At 58.7% G+C, this 24,908-nt stretch carries 20 protein-coding genes; 6 read left to right on the top strand and 14 right to left on the bottom strand.

Annotated elements, in window-relative coordinates:
• Window positions 1-70: 70 nt before the first annotated feature.
• The 9 genes from AC1DK3_RS03870 to AC1DK3_RS03830 form a co-directional block, all read right to left on the bottom strand.
• Window positions 71-1,291: a glycosyltransferase family 4 protein gene (locus tag AC1DK3_RS03870; RefSeq protein WP_477190965.1), complete on the bottom strand. Its 1,221-nt coding sequence runs from the start codon at window positions 1,289-1,291 to the stop codon at window positions 71-73.
• The gene (locus AC1DK3_RS03865; RefSeq protein WP_477190964.1) at window positions 1,284-2,432 is read right to left on the bottom strand and encodes a glycosyltransferase; all 1,149 of its coding nucleotides are present in this window, start codon (window positions 2,430-2,432) and stop codon (window positions 1,284-1,286) included. The genes AC1DK3_RS03870 and AC1DK3_RS03865 overlap by 8 nt, the downstream gene beginning before the upstream one ends.
• On the bottom strand, window positions 2,420-3,571 hold the full coding sequence (locus AC1DK3_RS03860) for a glycosyltransferase (protein ID WP_477190963.1): 1,152 nt from the start codon (window positions 3,569-3,571) through the stop codon (window positions 2,420-2,422). The genes AC1DK3_RS03865 and AC1DK3_RS03860 overlap by 13 nt, the downstream gene beginning before the upstream one ends.
• Window positions 3,568-4,668, bottom strand: a complete 1,101-nt coding sequence (locus AC1DK3_RS03855) for a glycosyltransferase family 4 protein (protein WP_477190962.1) — start codon at window positions 4,666-4,668, stop codon at window positions 3,568-3,570. Before AC1DK3_RS03855 ends, AC1DK3_RS03860 begins: the two co-directional genes overlap by 4 nt.
• Before the next feature lie 232 nt (window positions 4,669-4,900).
• Entirely contained in the window at window positions 4,901-6,187 is a 1,287-nt protein-coding gene (locus AC1DK3_RS03850; RefSeq protein ID WP_477190961.1) for a tetratricopeptide repeat protein, read from the bottom strand.
• 8 nt (window positions 6,188-6,195) lie between these two features.
• Complete coding sequence (locus AC1DK3_RS03845; RefSeq protein ID WP_477190960.1) at window positions 6,196-6,774, bottom strand: J domain-containing protein; 579 nt, start codon at window positions 6,772-6,774, stop codon at window positions 6,196-6,198.
• Entirely contained in the window at window positions 6,771-9,053 is a 2,283-nt protein-coding gene (locus tag AC1DK3_RS03840) for a GumC family protein (protein WP_477190959.1), read from the bottom strand. Before AC1DK3_RS03840 ends, AC1DK3_RS03845 begins: the two co-directional genes overlap by 4 nt.
• Before the next feature lie 44 nt (window positions 9,054-9,097).
• On the bottom strand, window positions 9,098-9,913 hold the full coding sequence (locus AC1DK3_RS03835; RefSeq protein ID WP_477190958.1) for a polysaccharide biosynthesis/export family protein: 816 nt from the start codon (window positions 9,911-9,913) through the stop codon (window positions 9,098-9,100).
• Window positions 9,891-10,661, bottom strand: a complete 771-nt coding sequence (locus tag AC1DK3_RS03830; RefSeq protein WP_477190957.1) for a tyrosine-protein phosphatase — start codon at window positions 10,659-10,661, stop codon at window positions 9,891-9,893. The genes AC1DK3_RS03835 and AC1DK3_RS03830 overlap by 23 nt, the downstream gene beginning before the upstream one ends.
• 230 nt (window positions 10,662-10,891) lie before the next feature.
• Here AC1DK3_RS03830 and AC1DK3_RS03825 point away from each other — a divergent pair, with 230 nt between their 5' ends.
• The 4 genes from AC1DK3_RS03825 (at window position 10,892) to AC1DK3_RS03810 (ending at window position 15,866) form a co-directional block, all read left to right on the top strand.
• Entirely contained in the window at window positions 10,892-11,368 is a 477-nt protein-coding gene (locus AC1DK3_RS03825) for a hypothetical protein (protein ID WP_477190956.1), read from the top strand.
• 43 nt (window positions 11,369-11,411) lie between these two features.
• Complete coding sequence (locus AC1DK3_RS03820) at window positions 11,412-13,133, top strand: O-antigen ligase family protein (protein WP_477190955.1); 1,722 nt, start codon at window positions 11,412-11,414, stop codon at window positions 13,131-13,133.
• Window positions 13,134-13,219: 86 nt separating this feature from the next.
• Window positions 13,220-14,923: a putative bifunctional diguanylate cyclase/phosphodiesterase gene (locus AC1DK3_RS03815; RefSeq protein WP_477190954.1), complete on the top strand. Its 1,704-nt coding sequence runs from the start codon at window positions 13,220-13,222 to the stop codon at window positions 14,921-14,923.
• A gap of 244 nt (window positions 14,924-15,167) precedes the next feature.
• The gene (locus AC1DK3_RS03810) at window positions 15,168-15,866 is read left to right on the top strand and encodes a response regulator transcription factor (protein WP_477190953.1); all 699 of its coding nucleotides are present in this window, start codon (window positions 15,168-15,170) and stop codon (window positions 15,864-15,866) included.
• An 8-nt stretch (window positions 15,867-15,874) separates the two neighbouring features.
• On the opposite strand, the gene AC1DK3_RS03805 is transcribed toward AC1DK3_RS03810, so the two are convergent.
• From AC1DK3_RS03805 to AC1DK3_RS03790, 4 genes are all read right to left on the bottom strand, one after another.
• Complete coding sequence (locus AC1DK3_RS03805) at window positions 15,875-16,579, bottom strand: SDR family oxidoreductase (protein WP_477190952.1); 705 nt, start codon at window positions 16,577-16,579, stop codon at window positions 15,875-15,877.
• A gap of 111 nt (window positions 16,580-16,690) precedes the next feature.
• Complete coding sequence (locus AC1DK3_RS03800; protein WP_477190951.1) at window positions 16,691-17,227, bottom strand: invasion associated locus B family protein; 537 nt, start codon at window positions 17,225-17,227, stop codon at window positions 16,691-16,693.
• A 173-nt stretch (window positions 17,228-17,400) separates the two neighbouring features.
• On the bottom strand, window positions 17,401-20,649 hold the full coding sequence (locus AC1DK3_RS03795) for an autotransporter domain-containing protein (RefSeq protein WP_477190950.1): 3,249 nt from the start codon (window positions 20,647-20,649) through the stop codon (window positions 17,401-17,403).
• Window positions 20,650-21,650: 1,001 nt separating this feature from the next.
• Window positions 21,651-21,893 (bottom strand): hypothetical protein, encoded by a 243-nt coding sequence (locus tag AC1DK3_RS03790; RefSeq protein WP_477190949.1) that lies wholly within the window; start codon window positions 21,891-21,893, stop codon window positions 21,651-21,653.
• A gap of 253 nt (window positions 21,894-22,146) precedes the next feature.
• Here AC1DK3_RS03790 and AC1DK3_RS03785 point away from each other — a divergent pair, with 253 nt between their 5' ends.
• Together AC1DK3_RS03785 and AC1DK3_RS03780 are read left to right on the top strand one after the other, a co-directional pair.
• Window positions 22,147-22,548 carry a PilZ domain-containing protein gene (locus tag AC1DK3_RS03785; RefSeq protein ID WP_477190948.1) on the top strand — a complete coding sequence of 134 codons (402 nt, stop codon included), beginning with the start codon at window positions 22,147-22,149 and terminating at the stop codon, window positions 22,546-22,548.
• Window positions 22,549-22,664: 116 nt separating this feature from the next.
• Window positions 22,665-24,101, top strand: coding sequence for a tetratricopeptide repeat protein (locus AC1DK3_RS03780; RefSeq protein WP_477190947.1), 1,437 nt, complete (start codon window positions 22,665-22,667; stop codon window positions 24,099-24,101).
• A gap of 26 nt (window positions 24,102-24,127) precedes the next feature.
• Here the strand turns inward: AC1DK3_RS03780 and AC1DK3_RS03775 are convergent, their stop codons facing one another.
• Window positions 24,128-24,904 (bottom strand): glycosyltransferase family 2 protein, encoded by a 777-nt coding sequence (locus tag AC1DK3_RS03775; RefSeq protein ID WP_477190946.1) that lies wholly within the window; start codon window positions 24,902-24,904, stop codon window positions 24,128-24,130.
• Between the last annotated feature and the right edge of the window lie 4 nt (window positions 24,905-24,908).

Below are 24,908 nucleotides of genomic sequence, written 5' to 3'. Positions count from 1 at the left end.
AGTGCGTAATACACGCGATTACGGAAGGCAGGGCTTGAACAAGGCGGTTGCTCGCATTGTTTCTCGCGGCCTAATTAATTGGCTGCAATTTGCAAAGCGCCGAAACGAGCCTGTCGCCATACCGCTCTAATGTGAACTCGGCGGCACGTTCCCTGGCATTGCGCGACATGGATTCGCGCAACTTGCGATCGGTCACGATGCGTTCGATTGCGTCGGCAATGGCGGTTGCGGACCGTATCGGAACGACGATGCCGTCGACGCCATCGCGGACGACAGAACCGCAATTCGGTGTTGTGACGACAGGCACGCCACATGCCATCGCTTCGAGATGGACCAACGCGGAGCCCTCGCATAGCGTCGGCAACACAAAGACATCCGCGGTGGCGAATTCCTCCCTCACCTTGGTTCGGGGAATTTGACCGACATAGTCCGGACCAAAGAACAAGGGATCGCGCAAGATGCGACGATCGACCGGGCCGACGACACGCACATCGCAGGAAACGCTTCTTTGCGCCAGCAAGCGAGTGGCTTCTGCGAGATAGTGGCTGCCCTTACGAAGCCCGACGCTTCCGACGAACAACGCGCGTCCTCGTACTGGATGCGGATCGGCATCACGCCAACTTTCGTCGATGCCATATGGAACGACGGCCACCCGTGAAACATCGGCACCCAGATCGACAACCGCCCTTTTCACAAAGTCCGACGGCGCAATTATCAGATCCGCAAGCCGATATTTCGTCCGGTCTCGTTCGCGTCCCGCGTGTACCCGGTCAACCGAGAATGCGCCATGTAGGCGGCCGGGAAATCGCTTATGTTCTTCCTCCAGCCAGAGGCCGACGTCAGGACCAAGCATCGCCTCATGCACGATTGTGCAACCGCCGTCCTTCGCCTCGCGGCAGGCTTCGATATCTTCGTTCACGAGAACGGTATAGATGGCGTTCGCGCCACCGAAGCGCTCCTTGCGCGCGACGGAGAGCATCGACGCAGCGCTATTCGAGGCGCCGTTCGAGAGTAATCTCACCACGCGCTCGCGAACGATATCGGTGCGAACTTCCCTTACTTTCGAGCGCGGTATTTCCGCCGGGACTTTTCTGCCGAGCATGCGACGGACCGGCGCCGGCTGCAGTGAGCGCGGCAAGAGCTTCTCAAGGTGGCGCAAAGGGCCGACGTTGGCAAAGTCCGTATACAAACGCTGAAGCATTCCGGCGCGTTGCAAAACAGCAGGCAGCGCATAGTGCAGGCGCGCGCCAGGTTGCAGCACCGCAAAACGCAAGGACGCCTGATCATGCATAAGACTTCATCCTCGCATATGCGTGCCGATCCGAGCCGGACCAGATTGCCTGCAATTTCTGGACGGCGGCGGCCCAGGTGAATTCCTGGCTTCTCCCGGCGACGGCCTCGCGCAGCGCCCAATATCGATCGGGATCTTGGACGTACGATTGGATCGTGTCTGCGACATCGCCCGCAGGTGCGGCGCGATCGAAAAGATAGCCGCATCCTTCCGGTATCGAATCGGGAATTCCTCCGACGTCTCGCGCGAGAACCGGCACTCCGAGCTGCAAGCTTTCTCGATTGGAGATGCCGAGCGCTTCGGCGTTGGAGAAGAGGCATGTGAAATGGCAGGAGCGGATGAGCCGCGCGATGTTTTTCATGTCGTGGCGCTTGTCGATGAAGCCCATGGCTTTCATGAGGTGATGCCGCGGGCCAGAATTTGGATCGAAGCCGGCGGCCACGACTTCAACAGGGATGCGCCGTGCATGCAGAACGTCCGCGATTTCCAGCACGAACTGAAGATTCTTGCGTTTCCAATCTTTACCCAAAAATCCCAATCTGACTGGGAAAAGCGGTCCGGCAAAACTTGGAGCGAATGAACCGTCACGATCCAATTTCAAATTCGCTCCCGGCGATACGACGTAGACTTTGCGGCGCGGAATTCGATAATGCTCGACCACCGAACGCGCGGCCCAGGCGCTCATGCATACGACGCGCTCCGCCGCTTCGTATTGGTCGCGCTCTCGCGCTATGGCGTCAGCCACCATCGACTTTCCCACGCCACCTCGTCCGGCCAAGCCGTAATCGCGGAAGTTCTGAGTGAGCGTCGCGTCGATGTAGTAGCTCATTCTGCACAGCCCGCTCTCGATTGGCGGGAAGAGCGGAAAATGACTTATGATTTCGGCGAAAGGATCTATCGGTTCGACCTGCGCCATGAGGCGGCGGAGAAAAGACGGGCTGTACTGAAAGCCGCCCATCTCAAGTCGTTGCATCGTTCTAGCCGCATTCCACGCCAGGCGATGATAACGAAGCACGCTCGTATCCAAACGCCAGCCATCATCGAGGAAACCGGCGCTTTTTCCGGCTTCCAATAGGAAGAATGGCGTATTGCTCCACGTATCGATCGACGTTGCATCGCCGAGGCACGTCAGAATGCGCATTGGAGATCCGGGACACGGGCGGGTTCGGCATTTGGAAACAGCAGAGCTTCCCAACGCATAGCGCATTTTGCGATTGTGTATTCGCGCTCAACGCGCGCTGCGGCGCTTGCTATTTTATTCGCGCGCAAGGCAGGGTTCTGCAGGAATTGAACGATTGCCCAAGCAAGTGCGCCCGCATTTCCGGGAGGAACCAGAATTCCGCCTTCGCCGTCGCCCAGAACTTCACGGCATGCAGGCACGTCGGATGCCACGACGGCAACTCCTGCCGCCATCGCCTCAACGAGCGCGATGCCGAAGCCCTCATCGCGTGTCGTACTGAAGGCGTAGACGTCCATTTTCCCCAACAGTTCGGGAATATTGGCGCAATCGCCGAGGAACTTCGTCCAATCCGCGATCCCATAGGCGCGTGACTTCGTTTCGAGCGTGCCTCTCAGTGCGCCATCTCCGATGATCCAAAGGCGGCAATCCGGAATTCGTGAGCGGACGAGGCCAAATGCCTGCAAGAGCGTGTCGTGATCCTTGATCGCGTCCAGCCGCGCGACCATGCCAATAACCGGCGTGTGATCTGACCGCGCTTGCCGCGAACGCGAGGCTCTCGCGGCGAGCGAAACGATGTCGATGCCGTTCGGAAGCGCTCGTGAATTCTTCGGCATGCCGACCCTGAGCTTTCTGAGCTCCTCATCGACGACTACAGAGCAGGACGCGATCGGACAGCGAAGCAATTGCGAGCCCAACGCCACGGCTGCCCATCTGCGGCGCAGCGCCTTTTGCAACGGGGGCGGATTTCCGGCCTTCACCGCGAGCAACCTCACACCGACGCTTCTTGCCGCCGACGCGGCGACCAAATGCGGAATGCCGAAGACATGGATGATGAGCGCGTCCGGCGATTTGTCTCTCACGACATGTCGTAGCCGCCGCCACATCGCGATATGGTTCAGCGGTCTTTCGGCTGCGACTGTAAGCTCGCTATTTGCAAGCTGACGAAATGCCTGCTCCAACGCGCGCGTGTCCGGACCCAATGCAACGATGTGCTGACGAAATCGAGATTGCCAATGCTGCGCCAAGCGCAAGCATGTCATCTCGGTGCCACCTGCACCCAATCCCTGTACGACATGCGTGAGATGCGGGCGCGCCGTCACGCCGTTTGCCCGATAAGCGCGGATGGTGCGGATCTTTCGACTGGCGAGACGCCCAAGAATTCGCTGTATGCGCGCGCCATCTCTTGCCCGGAAAATTGCCTCAGGGCTTTTTCGCGCGCACGAATTGCGCGTATGTTCGCCGCTTGAGGATCGGCGCGCACTGCGTCGATTGCATCGGCGAGGGCAACCGGATCGGCGGGCGTGACAAGCAGCCCGAGGCTACCGTCGTCGAGCACTTCGCGGCATGCGCCGACGTCGCTCGCAACGATCGGCACGCGCCCGATCATGGCTTCTGCGAGCGCTATGCCAAAGCCTTCGTCGGGCGTTGTCGAAAACGCGAAGAGATCGAGACCTCCGATGATCGCGGGCACATCGCGGCGCGCGCCAAGAAGGCTCACTATGTCGGTGAGGTTTTCGGTCTCTATCATTTGCTCGAGCACGCGCCGTTGACTTCCGTCGCCGACGATCTTGACCTGCACGTTGCGGCCGCGGTTCTTCAGTATTCTTGCTGCACGGATCAGCGTCGCTTGATCCTTATGCTTTTCCAGCCGAGCCACCATGCCGATCGTGAACGGCTTGGCCGGGTCGCTTGGCCCTCGTGCTGCACCTGTAGCGAAAGCCTCGACCGGGACGCCGTTGTAGACCACGGCCGTTTCACTTTCTCGAACGCCGAAGTGTTTCGTCGCGCCCTGTTGGACATAGCGGCTGCAGCAAACGAGCCGATCGGTGAGAGGCCGGCCCAGCTGGACCAGGATCTTGAACTTTGCAAAGGCAAAGCGGTTAGCGATGTTCGGATAATTGCCGACGTGCGCGACGACGTACCGAACTCCGCCTAACCGCGCTCCCAATGCGATGAAGGCGTGCCATCCGAAGGGCATCGAGAGAAGACCTATCGCGCGGTGCTTGCGAGCCAGTGCAAACACGCGGGCGGCGAGAACAAAATATCGTGTGCGACCCGTTGGCGGAATGTCCAGTGTGATGCAATCAATGCCGAGGGCAGCGAAATCCGGTGCGAGATCTGCCGGTTCAGCGTGCAGGACGACGACGACCGGACGCATTCCCCACGACAGCCAATGCCGGCATAGGACGAGGCCCATTCGTGGCGTGCCTTCTGCCGCGAGGGTCGACACCACAATGAGAAGCGATCGGCCCTCGTCTGCTCGACGCGCGGTGCGTTCGCCATTGCTTCCGCAGCCCGGGTGAAGGCCAACAGTTTCGATATTTTGCTGCGTATTGATGATCCGTTCGGACTACCACCTTGGCGGGTGTTTCGCAATGACGTTGCGGCATCAGTTGATCGTTTTTGTGTGGAACATCTTTTCGTGGGCATCACTGCCCGTCTCTTGTGATCCTGAGATCTGCGAAAGCAAACGACCCGGAAGCGAAGGTCTCGGAAGCCGAGCGAGCATCAAGAACAAGCCGAAGAACCTGAGATTTGCAGCCTGCGTGAATTTCAAAAGCTGCCGTAAATTCCGTCCAGCCGGAAGATCCGGCAAGAAACGGCTCGCTTACGCCAACGGCCTCTGATCGCTTTTCGAGGCACGCGATCTGCCATTGCAAGCCACGTAGTCCTTTGAGGTGTCCTTTCGAGAGACCAACAAGGCGATACCGGCCCGGCGCCAATAGGATGAGTTGATAGATCGGCCGAAAGTCGACACGGCCTCCGCCGAGTTCCAACGACAGAGCGTTCATTTCTTTCGGTCCTTGGCGGACTGCTATTTCCGCGATCGCGCCGCTTCCTCCTTCAATCGTCCAGTCGAAGGGAAGTCCCGAGGGCGGGAAGCGGAAACCGCCATTGGAGAGCAGTCCCGCCGATCCGAGCTGCTCTGAGGGAAGAAGTTGGAGCCAGGAATAATATGCAATCTCGTAACTTCTGCCGTCTATCAGATAGCGGAGATAGGCGCCGATCTCGCGCGCAGTCGGCGGATACTCCGATTTCTTGAGGCCCGAAAGCAACGTGAGCGGCGTCTCTCGATTGCGCGTTTTTCCGTTGAGAGCGTATAGGACTTTTTCACGCCACGGCGGCCGCGTTGTGAGCGTGGCGATCAATTGATCCGCACCGCTTGGCATCTCGACAATTTGAGCGAATGCCGGCACGACGCCGGATATGGCTTCCGGCTGAATGCGAAGCAATGCATCGCCATAGGAGATCGCCGCTTCGGTGTCGCCCTCCAAGAGTTTTCGATGCATCAGCCAGAGGAGAGCGCCCGGCGTCCTTCGCGATCTCGCTGAGGCTGCCTGCATGAAGGTCGTCGCCGATGCGGTATCGCCGGCTTGTGCGGAAACAACGCCGAGAAGCTCAAATCCCGCGGCATTGAGCGGTTCGGCCGAGAGCGCACGAAGAAGCCGTTGCCGAATCTGCTCAGTCGTTTCGCGTACGTCGCCGTCGCGCTCTTCGGCACTCGCGAGCCGAAGTCTTGCGAGCTTCAGTTCGGCTTCCGCGTCAGAACCGCGGATGGCGAGCGTCAAGTCGGGAGCGACGCGGTTGAGATAGGAAACGAATGTTCGCGTCAGCACGAGGTAGCACAGCAAAACCGCCAATGCTGCCAGCGAAGCCCTCAGGCAAAGACGCGCAAAATCCGACATCGCCGCGCCGGATTTCGATTCGCCCTGCAAACCTGCACTCACAGCGGCCAGATCCGCCTGCGAAATAGGCTTGCGAAGCGGGCGGCGCTCGCCCACTCCTTCGTGTGGCGTTCGCCTGGTGGCCGAGTCGCTCGCAATGCGCGCTGCCGACAGCTAGAATTTGCGGCACGTGTCAGATGCGGCGTGGAATCCTTATGGCCTTCGCGCGCACGCTTCCCGGCCTTCAGCTCATTCCAGGCAATAAGGACACGCTGCGCGAGCCGCGCTTTATGAGGATCGCTGCTCAAGTCTGGGTGAAGCCATTTGAGCAGATACGCCATATGGCGACGGAGTTCAGTGAGCGTCGCCGTATCGTCGAGGCCCAGTACACGGTAGGCATCCGAATTAGACGAGAGCAGAACTTGCTCGATGAAGAATATTGCTGCCTCACGATTGGCATCGGGCGCGCGGTTATTGATCCTGCCAGCTTCGCGCTCCGCCTCCAATTCAGAGGCGGCGAGGCGCAACAGCAGCAGCACGCCCGGAGGCAACGGCGCTGATCGCATGACACGAACTTGCGACGGCATGCGGAGCAGATCGAGCGCAGCCTTCAGTGCCTGTGCCTTACTTGCGCTCATGCCGGACCGGCGATTGTCTGCGAGGTGCCGCGCGTGCTTGAAACCGACGCGCCGTAACAGAACGCTTCGGCGCCGTATCCGTAGCCGTATCCATATTCGTAGCCTGCTGTTCTCGCATCCAATTTGGTAATGACGCTGCCGATCAGAGGGCCTTTCGAAATTTCAAGACGCTTGAGAGCGCTTCGAACCGCGCCGCCGCGCGCCAATCCGCTTCCCATCACGAAAATCGTCGCCTCGGACGCGTTCGACAACAATAAAGCATCGGCTATGCCGAGCACCGGCGGCCCGTCGATGATTACGAGATCGAACACTTCGAGACTTCCCGAGAGCAGCGACATCAGATGCGGGCTGCCGAGCAGATCGGCGGCGTTCGGCGGCAGGGGGCCGGACGAGAGGAAAGCCAGGTTCGGATCTGCCGTTTTCTGAATGGCGTCCGGTGGCGCACATGCACCGGCCAAACACGAGCTCAGTCCAATCGAGTTGTCCGCTTCGAGATATCTATGGAGCGATGGATTGCGCATATCCGCGTCAATAAGAAGAACCTTCAGACCGAGCCGCGCGAAGTGCTGCGTGATCGCGATCGAGCTGACGGACTTCCCTTCTTTCGCCCCCGCGCTCGTTACGAAGAGCGTTTTCGGCATGCCGCGCGACGTCGTGAATTGCAGCGAGGTGCACAGCGAGCGATAGGCTTCGGCGACCGGAGACCTGACGTCGAGTAGTGCATCCGTTACTCCGACGCCGGATTTGACAAGGGGGATGATGCCAAGCGTTGCGAGCCCTCCGACACGCTCGGCTTCTTCGACGGAATCGATGACGTCGTCGAAATTCTCGATGACCAAAGCCAGCGCGATACTACCTCCGAAGCCGAGGAACAGCGCGAGCAGCATGGATTTGAAAAGCTGCGGCGAAGATGGCGATCCTGGCAGATTTGCAGCATCGACGACGAAGATGTTGTTGCTTCCAACGCCCCCGGCCACGTCGACTTCTTTATATCGTTGTAAAAGTCCGTTGTAGAGATCCCTGTTGGTGTCCACCTCCCTCTTTAAGATGTTGTACTCGATGGATCGCTTCTGAAAGTCGAGAACGTCGGTCCGGAGTTTCGCGACGCGCGCCGCGATCTCGCTTTCCTGGCCAAGCGAGGATTCGTAGCTATTTTTCAGCGACGCGCGGATCGTCTTTACCTCAGCGTTAAGTTGCCGGTCCACTTCCGCAATCTTGTTTTTGATCTGAACCATCGCCGGGTAATTAGGCTTGAACGTCTGAAGCCGCTCCTGATACTCGGTCACGAGGTCGTTGCGCTTGGCACGCAATCCATCTACGGCGCTGCTCGCGAGAAATTGCGGAAAGTTCAGCGCATCGGACTTTTCCACCTGCCTCCAGAGCTGCTCATTCTTAATCCGCTCGCGCGAAATGTTGCCGAGCGCGGCGCTGGAGTTTGCGAGGTCCGTTTCAACCATCGAGGAACTTGAGCCGATGGAGACGATCTGTTCCTTTTCCGCGAAGGCCAGCAACGTCTTTTCGGACTGCTCCAAACGCAATTTCAGCTGCTTTAACTGGTCCTCGAGAAACGCCTTGGCGTAGGCATTCGCCTCGAAGCGCTTATCGAGGTTGGATGCAATAAAGGCATTCGCGTAGGCGGCTGCAATTTTCTGACTGCGCGCCGGGTTCGGATCGGAGTAGACGATGTCCACCAGCCGCGAGCCGGGTACGGGCCGCACAGTGACGTTCTGCTGCACGATGCCGGCCGCGATATCTATGAGCTTTCTCTGGCTTTTCGGCGGTCCCGACTGGGCCGGCTGAAGGAAGCCCATAATCGCGTTCAGGAATGAAAATGAACGCTCGGCGAAGAAGTCCTTATCTTCAGCCAAACGCGCCATTTGCGCCACTCTCTCAGACAGGCTTCGACTGAGAAGTAGCTCATATTGCGTTCTCAAGAAGTCGGCGTCCGCTCCCTCGACGGGCGTAATGTTGCCGCCTTCGACAATCTTCGCGACGCTCCGATCGATTTGAAGCCGGATTTTTGATGTGTAGAGCGGCGTCATCATAAACGTCCGCACGGTGCCGAGAGAAAGCACCGCCATGGTGACGGCGAAAATCAACCCCTTGCGTCTGCGTAATAGCCGGATCGCTGCCCTTACCGTGGTGGCGAAGCGGGCACCATTAGGTGACGGCTGATCGAGCGCCCGACCGCCGTACATCTCATATGCGTCATTGGGCTCGAGTGCCCGGATATCGGCATGCGTGAGGGGCGTGCTATTTGCGTCGCTGGCAGAGGTCATGGAGCCGTCATCATTGGAAGCGAAGAGGGCGGCGATCGCACCGCTTACAGAAACGGAACAAAAAAGTTGGTGACCGGGAGAACTTTCAGTAACGCTTGATAGGATTCCTTCATCGCCGAGCTGCTGACGACGACGACATCGCCTTCGACGATCTGTGGATCCTTGGCTTTTCCGGACCGAATTTCCCCGACGTCGAATTTTGCGGCAGACCTCGCGCCATTCGAATTCCGGAATATCGCGACCGACGCGTCGGCAGTATCGGTGAAGCCGTCGGCGGTCGCGATGACCTGCAGCAGTGTCGTCGGTCCACGGAGCGGATATACGCCCGGCTTTTTCACCGAGCCGTCGACGGTGACGCGCTGGCTGTTGTATTCCTTGATGTAGACATTCACCTGGGGCGACTGGAGGTAGTCACGGCCGAGCCGTTTCGTCAGGTCGCTTTCTACGTCTCGCGGTGTTTTGCCGACCGCTTGGATTTCTCCGGCGAGCGGAAGGTTGATCGTGCCGTTGGCTGCGACCTGAACTGTTTTGGAAAGTTCGGGCACCTGAAAAACCGAAACCTCGACGACGTCCATCGGTCCGATTTTGTATCCGGCGTTGGCCGGGTTCGACATCGACGTCAGCTGCGCGGCTTGCCGAGATTCGGTTTCGCCAAGAGCGATAGCCGGATGAGATGACTCTCCTGATGCCTCGCTTTTATTCGCGACTGAGGCGGTGCCCGTGAGATGTGAGCCTTCGCTCAGCGAGGCGCCGCAGCCCCCGACCATCAGCCCGAGCATCAACGCGAGAGCCAACGCTCCGCGAGCCGGCTTCCTGTTTTTTACGGCATCGGCACGGTCAGGCGCTTTTTGGTATGGCATTCGATCTTTGGGCCAATGGCAAAGTTAAATTTGCTGGGGACTGGTTGGCGAGAATGGCGCGGGGGCGCGCCATAACCAGGTTGTTCGCTTCGTCTTCGCCGACGCGCGCCGCGGCGGCGTCGCGCCCCCTCTTCAGGTCGGGCGCGCGGCGGTTCATGTCGTGAGCGTCGGTTGCGAGAAGATGCACGATGCCGTCGTCGAGCAGCCTCTCCGCCCAATATTTTGCAGGGCGGCCGAACTTTCCGAGTAGCGATCCCGACGTCAGCTGCAGCCAAACGCCGGTCTGGACCCAACGTTCAATCAATTTGTATTGGACTTCGATCCAGGGAAGGCGCTCGGGATGCGAAAGGATCGGAACATAACCCGCCACGATCAGCTCGAAGAATATTTTGTTCAGCGGCTCAGGGCGGACATGCATCGGCAGTTCAACCAACACGTAGCGGCTATCGGCGAGCGTGAGGATTTCTCCGCTTCTCAGCTTCGACACGAAGTCCAAGGAGACATGGGCGTCGGAACCGCTGAACAGATTTAATCGTAATCCGGATCGGGAGAGTGCCGATCTCAGCTCCTCGGTCGCCGCGCGAATTTGTTGTCCGGTGTTGTGGTAGAGGCCAGGGAGGATATGAGGTGTGCAAACGACCGCCTCTACTCCGTCATCAATCAGGGCGGCGGCCATTTCGAGGGATATTTCGAGACCGGCTGCGCCATCATCGATACCCGGAAGAATGTGGCAATGAAGATCGATCAAACGCCGCCTCCGCGCCGAGGATTAGTTATTTGGTGTTACTTCCTATTTCAGCTATCGGCATTCTTCTGGTCCGTGTCAAGGCTCGGAATCGGTCTGCTGTGGGCCGTGTCATCCTTACATCATTGGCTTTCTAACCGTCATTTTCCCCGGGGGCGATCAGCCGAAGCGCTTTCCTTTAGGGACGGTGCAATGTAGTTATATCGTATTAGTTTGATACCCCGAGGCAACACATGATGCTATCGCGCGCTGGCTTATCGGCGGCTTCGCTTCTGGTGACGATTTCCATGGCGCAGGCGGCGAGCGTGACCTTGATCCGAGGAGAGGCGCTCGTCAGTCGAGGCGACGGCTACGAGGCGCTGAAGGGACCCGCAGTCGTCGATGCGGGGGACATTGTTGTCCCCTCACCCGGAAGCTCGGTGAAGGTAACGTTCTCGAATGGCTGCGACGTGTTCCTTGGAGGCGGTATGGTGTTCAGCGTGCCGGAGGTTCCACCGTGCGGTGGCCCGTCCACGCCCGCCAGCAACGGCCTGCCATCGGCGGAGGCCGCGCTCCCTCAGGATTGGTCCGCCGTGACGCAAACGACGGCCTTCAACGCGACGCAGCCCAATTTCGTGCCCTACCTCCTCGGCGCGGCGGCGATCGGGGGCATCACGGCTGCCGTTGCCGGTCTTGGCGGCGGCGGTAATGACAGTCCGGCAAGTCCTTAGCGGCTCTCCGGAAAGCTATCGCGATGGCTTCACATTGTGACCGATGATTTCAAACGCAGAAATATTCGGCTCGAGATCGTCGCCGCTAATCGGCACTCCTCGGCGCTTCGCGTGGCGGGAGATCGTTTCCGAGCACGGGCTAGCGTGTCTTACGGGTGGCGTTTTAGCTGCGTCGATTGCGCTCGGCGGAGCGACGCGGAGTGGATATCCCGGAGATGTCCTGCTTCAAGTTCTTGCCATCATCCTTCTGATCGCAGCGCTTCGTGACATCGTCCTCTCCGGTTCTGTTCGTCATTTCAAATTGCCCCTGATCTTTTTGGGCTCGCTCGCACTCGTGCCGATGGTCCAGCTTCTTCCTCTGCCCGTGGACCTATGGTCTCGGCTGCCCGGACGCGCGATCATTTCACAAACGTATGCTCTCATCGGTCAGCCTCGTCCCGCGTTTCCACTCTCCTTAACACCATCCGCAACTTACCTTAGCGGCTTGGCGTTGCTTCCTCCCGCGGCTGTGTTTCTAGGAACTTTGACGCTCGGCTACGCGCATAGACGAAGCGTCAGCTTTGTCCTTATCGCAATGGGAATCGTCGGCGTTCTTCTCGGTTTGTTGCAACTGGCGCAGGGGCCGAACAGCGCGCTACGGTTTTACGAGATCACCAATAAGACCGAGGCGGTGGGCTTTTTCGCCAATAGAAACCACTTCGCGGCTCTTCTCTATGTCGCGACACTCTTCGTCTCCGCCCATCTTATCGATGCGATCGGACACATGGGGCAAAGAACACCGCGACGCAGAGCAGACGCGAACATGGCCGTCCCTCTGCTGACGTGGCTAACGGCGCTGCTGATGCTGACCGCCGCTCAGCTGATGGTCCGATCTCGGGCAGGACTGGTTCTGATGGACTTGGCTTTGGCCGCTGCAATCGCCATCGGCATGACCGATCGGCGAATGGCAACTTCGAACCCCGGCTTCGGTCGATTGATCGTGGGAACCGCTACCGGAATTATTCTCCTTCTTCTGCCGCTTGCGCTCTACCGCATTCTCGACCGGTTCGGAGCCGATCCTTTCGCGGATGCGCGGATCGGCTTCGCACGCAAGACGATCTCCGCCGCCGCTGCATACATGCCGTTCGGTTCTGGCCTCGGATCGTTCGTTCCCGTTTATCAGCTCTACGAGAAGACTTCGGATCTGGGCCTCACTTACGCAAATCATGCTCACAACGATGTTCTCGAGGTTTGGCTGGAGACGGGAATATTCGGCATCGCGATGATGGGTGTGTTCGGCGTGTGGATAGTCCGGCGCACCGCCTCGCTGTGGAACGAGGGTTCGGGCGTTATCCACGGCATCGACCTTGGGCTTGCGCGTGCAGCCTCGGTGGCAGTGCTATTGCTTCTCGCTCATTCGTCCGTCGATTATCCGCTTCGCACGACGGCGATGATGACTGTTGCGGCGGTGGCGGTCGCGTTCCTCGTCAAGCCCGCAAAATTACTTGAGCGACAGAACCCGCGTCATGGCACGCGCCGGCGCCCGCGTAACAGTACTCCATCACAGGGTGGCAGCAACGACGGCTTGAGGCATGGCCATTCCATGCAATCGCCGAGCGCGCGCGAAGTCTGGGTGGCCCAGGGTGAGTGGCCCGAAGCGTGGCGACCCATAGCAGCTCAGAGTCGTCTCCCAATTGCAGCCCAACCGGAGGACGCAAAGACATTCGCTGAACGCCTCGAACGGGATCGAGCCGGAGGGGCCAGCAATCCGCGATTAAGGCAATAATAACCCTTTCGGACTACGTCTAAAGGCGCGGAATAACGGGGGGCTATTCAAACCTCGCGCCTGTCCGCAAGCTCCCGGGGAAGCCGATGCAGCCTCTTTCGCCAATAACCAGAGCGTTGTGGGCCGCCGGCGTCTCTGCCGCGTTGGGAGCGTCCCTTTTCGTCGCGATTATGATCTCGTCCGATAATTTCGTCGCGTTTCTGCCAGCGCACGTCGTTCTGTTGATGGCGCTCATCCTTTCATCCGACGCCAAGTTGCGCTTGGTAATGGTTGGGTTCGCAGCCCTCACCTCCCTGATGATAAGTAGCGCGCTCGGGGGATCGCTCGTCGCCGCTGCGGCCTTTGCCATCGCGAACACGGGAGAGCTGTTGATCGCAGCCCTTCTTATCGAGAGACTTCGCCGCCCATCCGTTGTGAAGACCGCATTAGAGACGGAGAAAGATCAGAAGATGGAGTGGCGGCCGCAATATTCCGCCGATCGCGATTGCTTAACCGGCCTCGCGAGCAGGGCCCTCCTCATCGAGCTCATCGGCGCCGCCAAATCCAGAAGCGACGAGGTTGCGCTTCTATTCATCGATCTCGATAATTTCAAATCCGTCAACGACACCTTTGGACATAATATTGGCGACCACCTGCTCAAAACCGTTGCCGGGCGATTGCGCTGTAGCGTGAAAGCTACCGACATTGTCGCGCGTCTCGGCGACGATGAATTCGCCGTGCTGTTGGACAGGGGCACACAGCCCGCTGCGGCGGAGATCGTCGCAAGGCGAATTTCGGATTTACTGAATGCGCCGACGACGGTTGGCGGTCATGACATTCGTGTCGGCGCGAGCATTGGCGTTGCATGCTGGCAGCCCGATACGAGTTCGGCTTGGGAACTCTTCAGGCGCGCAGATGCTGCTCTTTACAGCACAAAGTCGACGGGACGCGGGAATTACAAATTTTTTGAACCCGACATGGACCGGCGACTGCAACAGCGGCAAGAACTCGAACAAGAGCTTCGAAAAGCCGTCGCCGATCGCAGCTTCGACGTGCACTATCAACCGATCGTGCGGCTGGCGACGAACGAAGTGATTGGGCTCGAAGCCCTCATCCGCTGGAGCCATGCCAAGCGCGGGATGATATCACCTGCCGAATTCATTCCGATCGCGGAGGAGCTTGGCCTGATTGCGCCGATCGGCGACTGGGTTCTTCGGCGGGCATGCCACGACGCGGCCAGGTGGCCAGATCATTTAAAAATATCCGTGAACTTTTCGCGGGCCCAGTTCGAATGTCCGCACGTCGTGGATCGACTGAAGTCGGCTTTGTCCGAAACCGGTCTTGCGCCCAATCGGCTGCAGCTTGAAATAACCGAGACGACAATCATGTCAGACTTTGCCAAGGCCAATGCGCTCCTCGGCGAACTTCGCGAACTCGGCGTCGAGACCGCCATGGACGATTTCGGAACCGGCTATTCGTCATTGAGCTGCCTTCGAAACTGCTCTTTCGACCGGCTGAAGATCGATCGCTCGTTCATTAACGACCTGACGACGAGCCTGGAAGCGAGATTGGTTCTTTCGACCATCGTCAAACTGGCAAAGACGCTCGGGATGCACACGACCGCCGAGGGCGTCGAAACGATAGAGCAGTACGATATCGTGAAGGCCGAGGGATGCTCTGAGATCCAAGGCTATTACTTCAGCGCTGCGAAATCCGCGTCCGAGGTATCAGCCTATTTCGCATCCGGCGGGAACGGCGTCGCCGCATCATCCGGCATCAAGCCTGCGAGCTTTACTCAATCGCTATCATGACATTTCCGATCGTAGAAATGGTGCGCATGGCCCTTATTAACTAGTCTTCAAGGCGCTCCATTCGTTGCAATTTAAAGTGGAATTGCCGCTGGCGTTGATTAAGGGTGTTCATTTCCCTATTGCAACAATGCGCCGCTAGCCATGGCGACCGGGGTTCGCTAATCCCTGCTCGTCGATCCGGGAGGGATGATTCCTATTCGCTAGTCACAAGCGATTTCCCGGATGCCATTGGTACGGGACCGCGATGAAATCTTCCACCTCGAGCGAACCACCCGTCTACGTCGTCCTCGTCGACAGCCGAGGTATGATTATGGACGTGAACGCTAAAGCCGGAACGCAAGACGGCAATCACAAGATTGCCCTCGCCCGGTACCCAGTCGGCGACTCCTATTTCGATCACTGCGATGACGATCAGCATCGCTCCGAAATTCAATCGCTTCTCAAGCGGAAGCGCAGCCTCATCTCATTCGTCGTACCTTCGCGGCCGAAGCAGAAGCAATGGTTCGTCGTCATCGGAGTTCCGGTCAGCCAGGACGTCGGCAGCGGCGCCGTTCTCATGCATGTCGATATCGCGGCTTGGGTGCCCGATGCGAAAGAGACCGACGCCCATCCCAAGGAGCCGAAGACGCCGGTGACGCTCAATCCCGGTTTTATCCAGGACACCATCACGCGGGCTCTCTTTCAACAATTCGGCCCCGGTTTTGGCGAGGCGCCTGCAGCGCCAATGCTGCATCCTGACGTCGACTCCTTGAGTCCAAGACAGCGCGAAGTTTTGATGCTGCTCGGGGCCGGCAAGAGCAATGCCGAAATCGCCGAAGAAATTTCCTGCTCGTTGAATACCGTCAAGCGGCACGTGACGGCCGTATTGCAAAAGCTGCGTTTGCCGAACAGAACGCGGGCCGCAATGCTTGCAAATCAACTGAATATCCGCGTCAAGGATTAGCTCGGGCATCACGCCTGCAGACTCATTTTTGCCCTGACGTCTACGGGCAGCTTTGCTGTTGTCCTTCGCTTCTTTCGTGCAGACGACAGCACCGTTTCGATAATGTCGGGCATTCGCGGTTCGCTTATCAGATGGACGATCGTCCTCGCGAAGGAAGCATCATCTTTGGAACGATCAGCCGGCGGCGACACAATGGACATTCGTATCCGCGGCGCCGTCGCTCGCGCCGCAGCAAACTTGGCCGCGAGAAACGCCGTCGCGATCGGTATCGTGGCAGCACCGGAAGCTGGCGCTATACACAGAAAGTGCAGATCCCGGTCGATATAAGGAAGCACGGCATCAAGGCAATGAAGCAGACGGCGTGTCTCCAGTTCGATCGCTTTTTCCGTCGTCATCCTCTGGCGCTTCGATGCAGCGATCTCGAGGACGACGACATCCAGCCGTTCGAACTGGGCGAATGCGATTTGAAAGAACTCGCTCACGGACTTCGGGCGATCCAAATCTATCGGTTGGCAGTAGACGCCATCGCGGCCATCGATTTTTGCGTCGAGCATTTCGAACTGGGTAGCCGATGCACCGAGGGCCAGCCTACCGCCCTGCTCGAGAACCAGTTCGTTTAACGGCTCGTCATACCGGGCGTTGGCGGACGGAATCGCTATGACTTTTCCCGTTAGCGCCCGAGCCGCCTCGTCATATTCTTGCTTCAGGAGCATCGCCGACTCCCGGCATCTTTAAATTGCATCATACGAAAACTAAGTCCATTTATAGATAATCACAACCATTGGTTGTGTTTACCGGGTGAGAGAGCCAGCATCCGAGAGGCGCTATTTGCTTTCTTTCAGATAGCCCGCGCAGGCATCCGGGAAACCGCGCGTCGAGAACGTGAAGTCGAGCGCCTGCTTCGATGTGTTTTGGACGACGGCGGATATTTTTGGGGCCTTCCGTATCTGCTCAAGCAGTGGCTCGGTAAGATCGAAGGACGCGAAACATCCCGTGCGTTGGCATGCGGTATAGGACACGGCGAACGAATTTTCCCTCTCAAGACCCACGACGACGCCTGCCGGCAGCGATACACCAACGGGCAGATGGAAAGACCCTTTGAGTTTGCCGGCCTGATCCCTGTGTATCGTCAGCACGCCGACCGGCTTCTTGAGTTTGTCGCTCACGAGCGTCTGTGACATCACGCAAGATTTGTGGCCCTTCACCGGGGGCGTGCATGCCAAGACCCAGTCGCCGATGATCTGGCGCGTTGCCGGGGCGACAGCAGCCTCGGCTGTGGGCGGAACTTCCGCGGCATTCGCAATACCGAACACGGCCATCGACGCAGCCCAGGTAGCGAAAAGCGACGCGTATTTTTTCATCCGAATATCTCCAGTTGAAGAGAGCACACTTTGAAGATCGTAGATCTTTGAAAGCCGGATACTTTGAAAACTGGATACTTTGAAAACTGGATTCTGGGCCGCCGCATTGCGGCACCAGAACCCCGTTGTGCGGCCGAAGAACGATAGGGAGCCGTTCGTCCTTAGGCCTCACCTCACCAATCGACCCTGACGCCGAGGCTTCCGCCGTATCCGACGAAATCATCCTTTCCGAATTGCACGTTGCCCTTGGCAAAGGCGCTGACCCCATTGCCGGTAAGGCTGAACACGTTGACACCGCCGGTGACTTCACCGAGCGCGCCGGAGAGGTTGTCCGTTGTCTCGAGCACGTAATCTCCGCTCTTCACGTCTGCCGTGTTGTTACCGAGAAATTCGTAGATGGCGCCGACACCGATGAACGGCTCATACTTTGCTTGCTCCTTCGCAATCGTCGTTCCGACGCGCACACCGAGACGACCGCGCAAACTGTCTCCGCTCGAGAAATTTACGGACGTATCGTAGATTTCCATGGAGTCGATGTTCGCGTTGACATACGAGAGCGTGAAGCCAGGCTCGATAAACGCGTTGTTATACGTCGCTCGATATCCGGCATCGATAACGCCGCCGACGGCGGTCACGTTCGCGTGCTCGTTCGTGGATTGGACGCCTGAGTATTTGACGTTTCCAAGGTTGGCCATGAACTGGCCATCGATGAACCAACCGCCTTGCAGGTAGGTCACGTACGCACCCACGGCACCGCTCTGGAAATCGGCGCTGTTTGCGGAGCCTTCAAAATTGAGCTGGGACCTCAGATAGCCACCCATTACGCCGGCCATCCAGATTCCATTTCCGCCTTCAGTCGTGCGGATAACGTCGTAGCCCGCGATCACGCCGCCACCGTCCAGCTGCGAATTGACCGAATGCCGCTCGACGGTATTCATCAGCGTAAATGAGTGATCCGTCGATCGCGATTCCGAAGCGCCGAGAACCTTCGCCCAAGCGCCAGACGCCGGCTTTGCGCATCCTGCGGTCGAATCCTTGAGGCTGACTGGCGCACACGTCGTATTTAATGCCGTGCGCAAATCCGCCGTTCGGTCGAGCCAGGCGCCGGACGCGTTGTGCCAGATCGACTGCGCCGCAGACGTCAGGCTTGGGAGTTCGAAGAATGAATGGCTTGGACTGCTGGCAAGGACCCATTCGTTCTCGCCCTTGAGATAGAGATCATACTGGAACATTCCCGTATCGATCGGGCCGTTGGCCAGGTAGAAACTGCCTTTCGGTAGAGATCCCGTGGCATTCACGACATCAATACCAGTGGGATTGTAGGCGCCAAACCCGGCTTTGACGTTGTTGACGTAGATCGCGGTAGAGCCGGTCACATCGCCGTTGATGACAAGCGTATCCGAGCTCGAACTCGATGGGCCGGCAAGGAAGGCATCGACCTTCAATGCGCTCTCGCCATCAGCTCCGTGGAATGTCAGCGTGCCCCCATCAGTTGGAATGAGCGTAAAGGTATCGCCCGTATATCCGTCCTGAAGATCGATCGTCCCGGTACCACCGACGCCGCCGTTGTTGAAGAATTCAACGCCCGCGAGAACGGTGTTGTCGTTGTAGGACGGTGAGTCCGGGTCAGTTGTATAAATCGTTCCCGTGTTGTTGAAGGCATCCGCCAAACCGTCGCCAAGCTCACTGGTGCCGGTGAAGTGCCAGCTGTCGTTGCTGGTGTTATTGAAAGTGTTCGCTGCGTCCGTATTACCTGCTTCCGACAGATCGATGCGCCCGATCATCGTGCCACCATTGTTGATGGTTACGGCGCCGCCGCGGGCATCAACGATGAGATCCGACGTCGACTCGCGAGAACTGCGGATGAGGCCTTCGGCATAGTTGTTGATTGTCGCCCCGTCATCGGTCGAAAGATCGATCGTCGCGCCGTACCCGCCGGAGCTTTCGATCAAGCCCGACGAATCGACGGTTGCGGAATCCGATGCTATCGAAATGGCTTTCTCGCGGCCCTTGATCGTCCCGTCGCCATTATCGATGGTGACGGATCCATCCGCTTCGACATCGATGCCGGCGTCACGGCGGCCCTGGATGATTCCGCCGTCGTTGTCGACCGTCACGTCGCCATCGACGTTCCGGATTTCGATGCCGTCATCACGACCCTTGATCGACCCGCTCTTATTGTAGATTCTGACGTCATCATCCACATTGCGGATATTGATGCCGTCGCCCTTCTCGCCACGAATCCTGCCGCCGTAGCTGTTTGATATTTTGACGTCATCGTCCACGTCTTCGATCTGGATGCCGTTGTCGCGTCCGGTGATTTTTCCGCCGAAGCGGTTATCTATGCTGACCTCGTCTTCGACGTCTTTGATGTCGATGCCGTCGTCATGTTCACCCGTGATTCTGCCGCCAAAGCGGTTATCGATGGTGACATGATTGTCGACGTCGTGGATCTTCACGCCGTCGTCATGGCCGGTAATCCTGCCGCCGAAGCGATTGTCGATGCTGACGTCGTCATCCACATCGCGGATATCGACGCCGTCGCCCCGCTCGCCGCTAATTCTGCCACCGAACCGGTTGTCGATCTTCACATCATCATCGGTATTCTTGATGTGGATGCCGTCGTCACGTCCGGAGATCCGGCCTCCGCCCTTATTCTCGATGCTGACGTCGCCGTCCGTATCCTCGACGCGGATGCCGTCACCGCGGCGCCCCGTAATATTTCCGCCGTAGCTGTTTGATATTTCGACGTCATCGTCCACGTCTTCGATCTGGATGCCGTTATCGCGTCCGGTGATTTTCCCGCCGAAGCGGTTATCGATGCTGACTTCGTCTTCGACGTTTTTGATGTCGATGCCGTCGTCATACTTGCCCGTTATCCTGCCGCCAAAGCGGTTATCGATGGTGATACGATCGTCGACGTCTCTGATGTGCACGCCGTCGTCATGGCCTGAGACCCGGCCGCCGAAGCGGTTGTCAATCTCGACCCTGCCCTCGGCGTCGTCGATGTAGATCCCGTCATCCCCATGACCRATGATTTTGCCCTTGAAGCTGTTATCTATCGAGATTTTCCCGCCGACATCGGTGATCCTCACGCCCTCGTCGGAGCCCTCGATTCTGGCATCGTCCCAGTGCGTACCGTAACGGTTCTTAACCGACACGTTGCCACTGATGTTGTCGATCCGAACGCCCGGCCCCTCCTCGTTGGAGATGTGATCACGGTCGTTGTCGACCTTGGCTTTATTCTGGTCGTGAATATAGACGCCGCCGGTCGAGTCCGCGGCCACTACTCCGCTGCCGACCATCAAGCTCAGCGCCAACGCGGGGATGAAGCAGGGCGGAGGTGCGAATTGCTGAAAATGACGTCGCTTCGGCAGCCATCGTGCAATCCCGGATTGCCCGTCATTGCGATTACGGTCCATGCAATAAGTCCCCTGAATGTTAGGACGCAGCACACGCAACATCGCGTTCGGAAAAGCGGACGCCTTCCGTTCGAATTGGCGGGCGCGGTGAATGACACCACGAATCGCAAGTTGTAGTTCTTAGGTACTATGTGAGTAGTAGTCGTGAAAGGTGCCCGCACACCTGGACTTCGTTCCGATTCACATAAATCTGTGCGCTGACCGGTTATTCGGGGAACAGTGGCCTAATCACCTCAGCCGCAGTCGCTGCATTGGCGAACATGTCAGCACGCAGGGATTAGATAGCGGTTTTTTGACGAGAGCTTAGCGCCACACCCTTGCGCGTGCGCCGATTACGGGCAGCGGCGACGACCATCAACATCAACACAGCCGTCTGGGAATCAAGCGATCGCCCGCCGCGGGTCACGCAGATCGAGCGGACCGAAGTTGGAGTCGCCTCCGAGCCTCTGAACGGCATCGGCTACATTGGCTTCGAGTGAAGCGGATGATTTGTTCGCCTCGTAAGGCGCTATCGATCGATGAGGACTCGGGACCGCTGCGCTCTGTTCCACCGGGTGCTGATATCCGATTGCACAAGGCTCCGTCGGCAGCGAGACCAAGGCGGCGCGCCATTCCTCGAGCTCGGAACAAAAGCGCTGGACGTCAAATTCCGGCCTACTGCGATGCTCGATCGCGTATTCAGACGCGCGTGGCTGATGCTCAGATACCGCAGCTCGCCGCAATGCCGGTTGACGGCGAGGCTGGTCGTTCGCGCGGCTTTTCGCGCTGCCTGGGGCGTTTTTGGGCATTGGCTCGTCCGCGCGCGGGTTCCGTCGCGACGCGTGACGACGGACACCGTCTGCGATGTTGCCCGTCATCTCGACAATGCCTGCGCTTACGCGGGCGACGGGAGAAAGAGAATTTTTCATCTTTTCATTTCTCATCGCGAAGGCTGGCTGCTTTGCTCATGAAAGGCCGGAGCTCGCGGGAGGCTTCGCGAGACCGCACGCTCCGCGCCCGCGCTACATCTGCCGAAGCGGCTGATGAAAATCGTAGCGGGCCAACTCTTCCGAGTTCTGACGATAGTCGCGGTCTTCGGCGGCCTTGATGGTGTGACGACTGACGACCTGCGATAGCTCCTGGATAGTCCGCTTGCGCGCCGCGCCGGTTACGGCGAGCACGGTCAAGATCTCCTGGATCAATTGTTCCTCGACAGCTGCATCCTGCCGGTAGGCTTCAAGTACGGCCTCAAGTTCTGGTCGCATAAACTTCTCCTCGAATCGAGAGTATTAACCTTAATTAACTAGTCCCTCGGGAGAAATGCAACGTTTTGTCGTGCCGGGCATTGTCCGAAGATGTGGAATGGGTCGCGGACGCCGGTTTTTCGGAATCATCGTAACGATCCGATAATTCTTAGATAGTACTTTGTAACCACTTTGAATCAGGTTCAGAGCGCGCGGGGATGCGAATTGCGTCTGCCGGCACGGTTTGAAAGCTCAACGACTGGTTGGGGGGCACATGCGGCAGATGGCTTTGTCACGAAATTTCTTGCGTCGACGGGATCCGCGGCAGCGCGTGAGCTTTACTGCAATCCTCGAATGCCGGGGTGTTAGTCAGAACGTGCGGGTCGTGGATTTTTCCGCGTCCGGTCTCCGCGTTGACGGAATTCAGGGGCTTGCCACCGGAGATCCCATCCAGATCTCTTTTTCTCCCGACATGGTTCTCGCCGGCGAGATCGCGTGGTGCGTGTGGCACAAGGCAGGGATCAAGCTTCTACCCGCCCTCGACGAGGCACACCCGGCGTACCTCTTCCTATCGGACCAGGCCTCCGCCGTTGAGCAACTGCACGTTCGGGCCATCGCAGCCATCGCTAAGGAGCGAGCGGGCAGCACCGGTCATTCCGGTTCCGGATCGCTCTAGGCCTGCGCTCGGGCGACAGTCTCGCGCATGGTTCCCGGTCTAAATCTCAAAAATGCGCTCGGCGGCTCCGCTTTTCGGCGAGACCTCCGTTTGAACGTGTTTGCCCGGAGAACTCGATGGCGACGAATCAATGGCCTTCGCTTTCTGACCTGATCGATGACGGCGAGGCGCCGGCGGAAGGGCTTCACGGCAACGTCGCGGCATTCGATGCCGCTGCGGCCTCGGCGACGGAACTGCTCCTCGAAGGGTTGCAGGTGGCGCGCGCCGGCGATCTCGATGCCGCCGCGGAGCTCTTCGCCAAGGCGATCGTGAAAGAGCCCGACGCGGCCGAAGCGTACGAAGCGCTGGCGACGGTTCTCATCCCCATGGGCCAGCTTGAGTTCGCGGCGCGAGCCAAAGCAAAAGCCATCAGCCTCGGCTACAATTCCGCACCGTCGTGGGAAATGCTGGGCGACATATTCATCAACCTCGGGCAGTTCGACGAGGCTGCGGAAGCTTACACCACGGCACTCGGTCTCGAGCCGAGCGCACTGGAGTTGCACAGCAAGCTCCAGTCTGCCGTTTCGCAACGGTCGGCTCGTCTCAAGTCCGCGCCCGCCGCGCCGCCGGCCGTTCATCCGGCTGCGTTGCCCGATGCGGACTTGTTTGGGCTGGAGTTCCTCAGCAACGACCTCATCCCTCCGGCATGGCGCCAAGTTACCATCGTGACGATCACGCCTGAGGGCAATCCGCACTCGGCTGCGTTCGACGACCTTACGCTCGGCTTCGAGCGCGCATTCAAATCGCTCGGCGTCGACGTTCAGCGCAAAACCAATGCGCTAGGAAACTCCGGCATCAATCTGCTGCTCGGCGCTCATCTCATCGATACGCCAGAACTTGCGGACCGGATTCCGTCGAACACGGTGATCATCAATCTCGAGCAGGTCACTGGATTCGATGTGCGCTCGCAGCCCGTCTATTTGAGCCTTTTGAGCCGGCTCGCGGTTTGGGATTACAGCGTGCGGAACATCGAGGCGTTGCGCCGCCTCACGGGCAGCCGGTACGTCCGCCATTTCAGCATCGGCTACACTCCGGAGATGACGCGCAATCTGCCGCCATCCGAGCAGACGACTGACGTCCTCTTCTACGGCAGCATTAATCCTCGCCGCCAAGCGATCCTTGCGGGTCTGATGGCAGCCGGACTGAACGTCAAGCACCTCTTCAGTGTTTACGGAGAGGCGCGCGACCAGGCGATTGCGGAAGCGAAAGTCGTTCTGAACTTGCACTTCTACGAAGACAGCATCCACGAAATCGTCAGGACCTCGTATCTTCTCGCAAACGGCAAAGCGGTCGTGTCGGAGTGCGGCCCCCGCACGGAGATCGACGAGGACATCAGAAGCGCAATGCTGGCTGTGCCCTATGACGATATCGTCAGGAGCTGCGTGGCGCTCGTTCGCGACGAGCCGCGCCGTCAGGAACTCGAGCGACGCGGGTTCGAGGTGTTCGCGAAGCGCGATCAGGCGAGAATATTGCGCGAGACGATCGCCGCGACGGAAATGCCAAATTTCGGCTAGCCGCGCAGTCGCGGCGATCAGCGGTTCTAGGCGGCGTTACGTAATTTGCCGCTCAAGGGCCTGAGCTTCGACCAGCGCCCATCAAGCTCGGCGATGTCAGCCTGATGCTGCGCGCCGAAACCGTTCTTGACGTCGAAGCTATCGCGCCGGTCCGAAATCTGAATCTTGCGCGCCTTGAATGCATTCGACCACGGACTGAACCCGTACCACCGGATCGATCCGAGTTCGCGGCTGCCGTTACATTGGCGCGGCAAATGCGAAGCGTGACGGCCGGGTGTGTAGGCGCCGATCGCGTAGCGATGATAGAGCCTGCTTCGGGTCGGAAATGTCAGCCCCGGTATGGCCAGAGCGGCGAAGTCGATCTCGTCCTCCCAAATGCCCGTTGCCTTTTGCTCGACCAGGGACCGCGACGGATCGGGCGGATTGTTCGGGTCGGTATCGACCATCACGGCACCCGGCAGGCGCACGCCGGTCAAGTCGTGCTGGGCGACTACGCGCTCCATCTTTTCCAGACCGGGCGCCACAAAAAATTCCGTGGTGTTGAGCACGAGTTTCCAGGCGTCCGGAAAACGCTGCTCATGTTTCATCACTTCGAAATCGCACAGAAGCGCGGCGAACGTGGCGTTTTCGGAGGAGACGATTTCCCAATGGGGCACGAGTTCGCGGCAGATCGCAACGGAGGCATCGGTCGAATGATAATCGATCAGGACGCCGTGATCGAATATCTCGCGATGATGGCGGAGCCACCAGGGCAACAGATAAGCTTCGTTGAAGAAATGCGAGATGACGACCCGCTTGGCCATTGTA

Source organism: Hyphomicrobium sp. 01T421, assembly GCF_056398805.1.
Note: the sequence above shows the minus strand (reverse complement) of the source record. Positions and strands in the feature narration are given on the sequence as shown.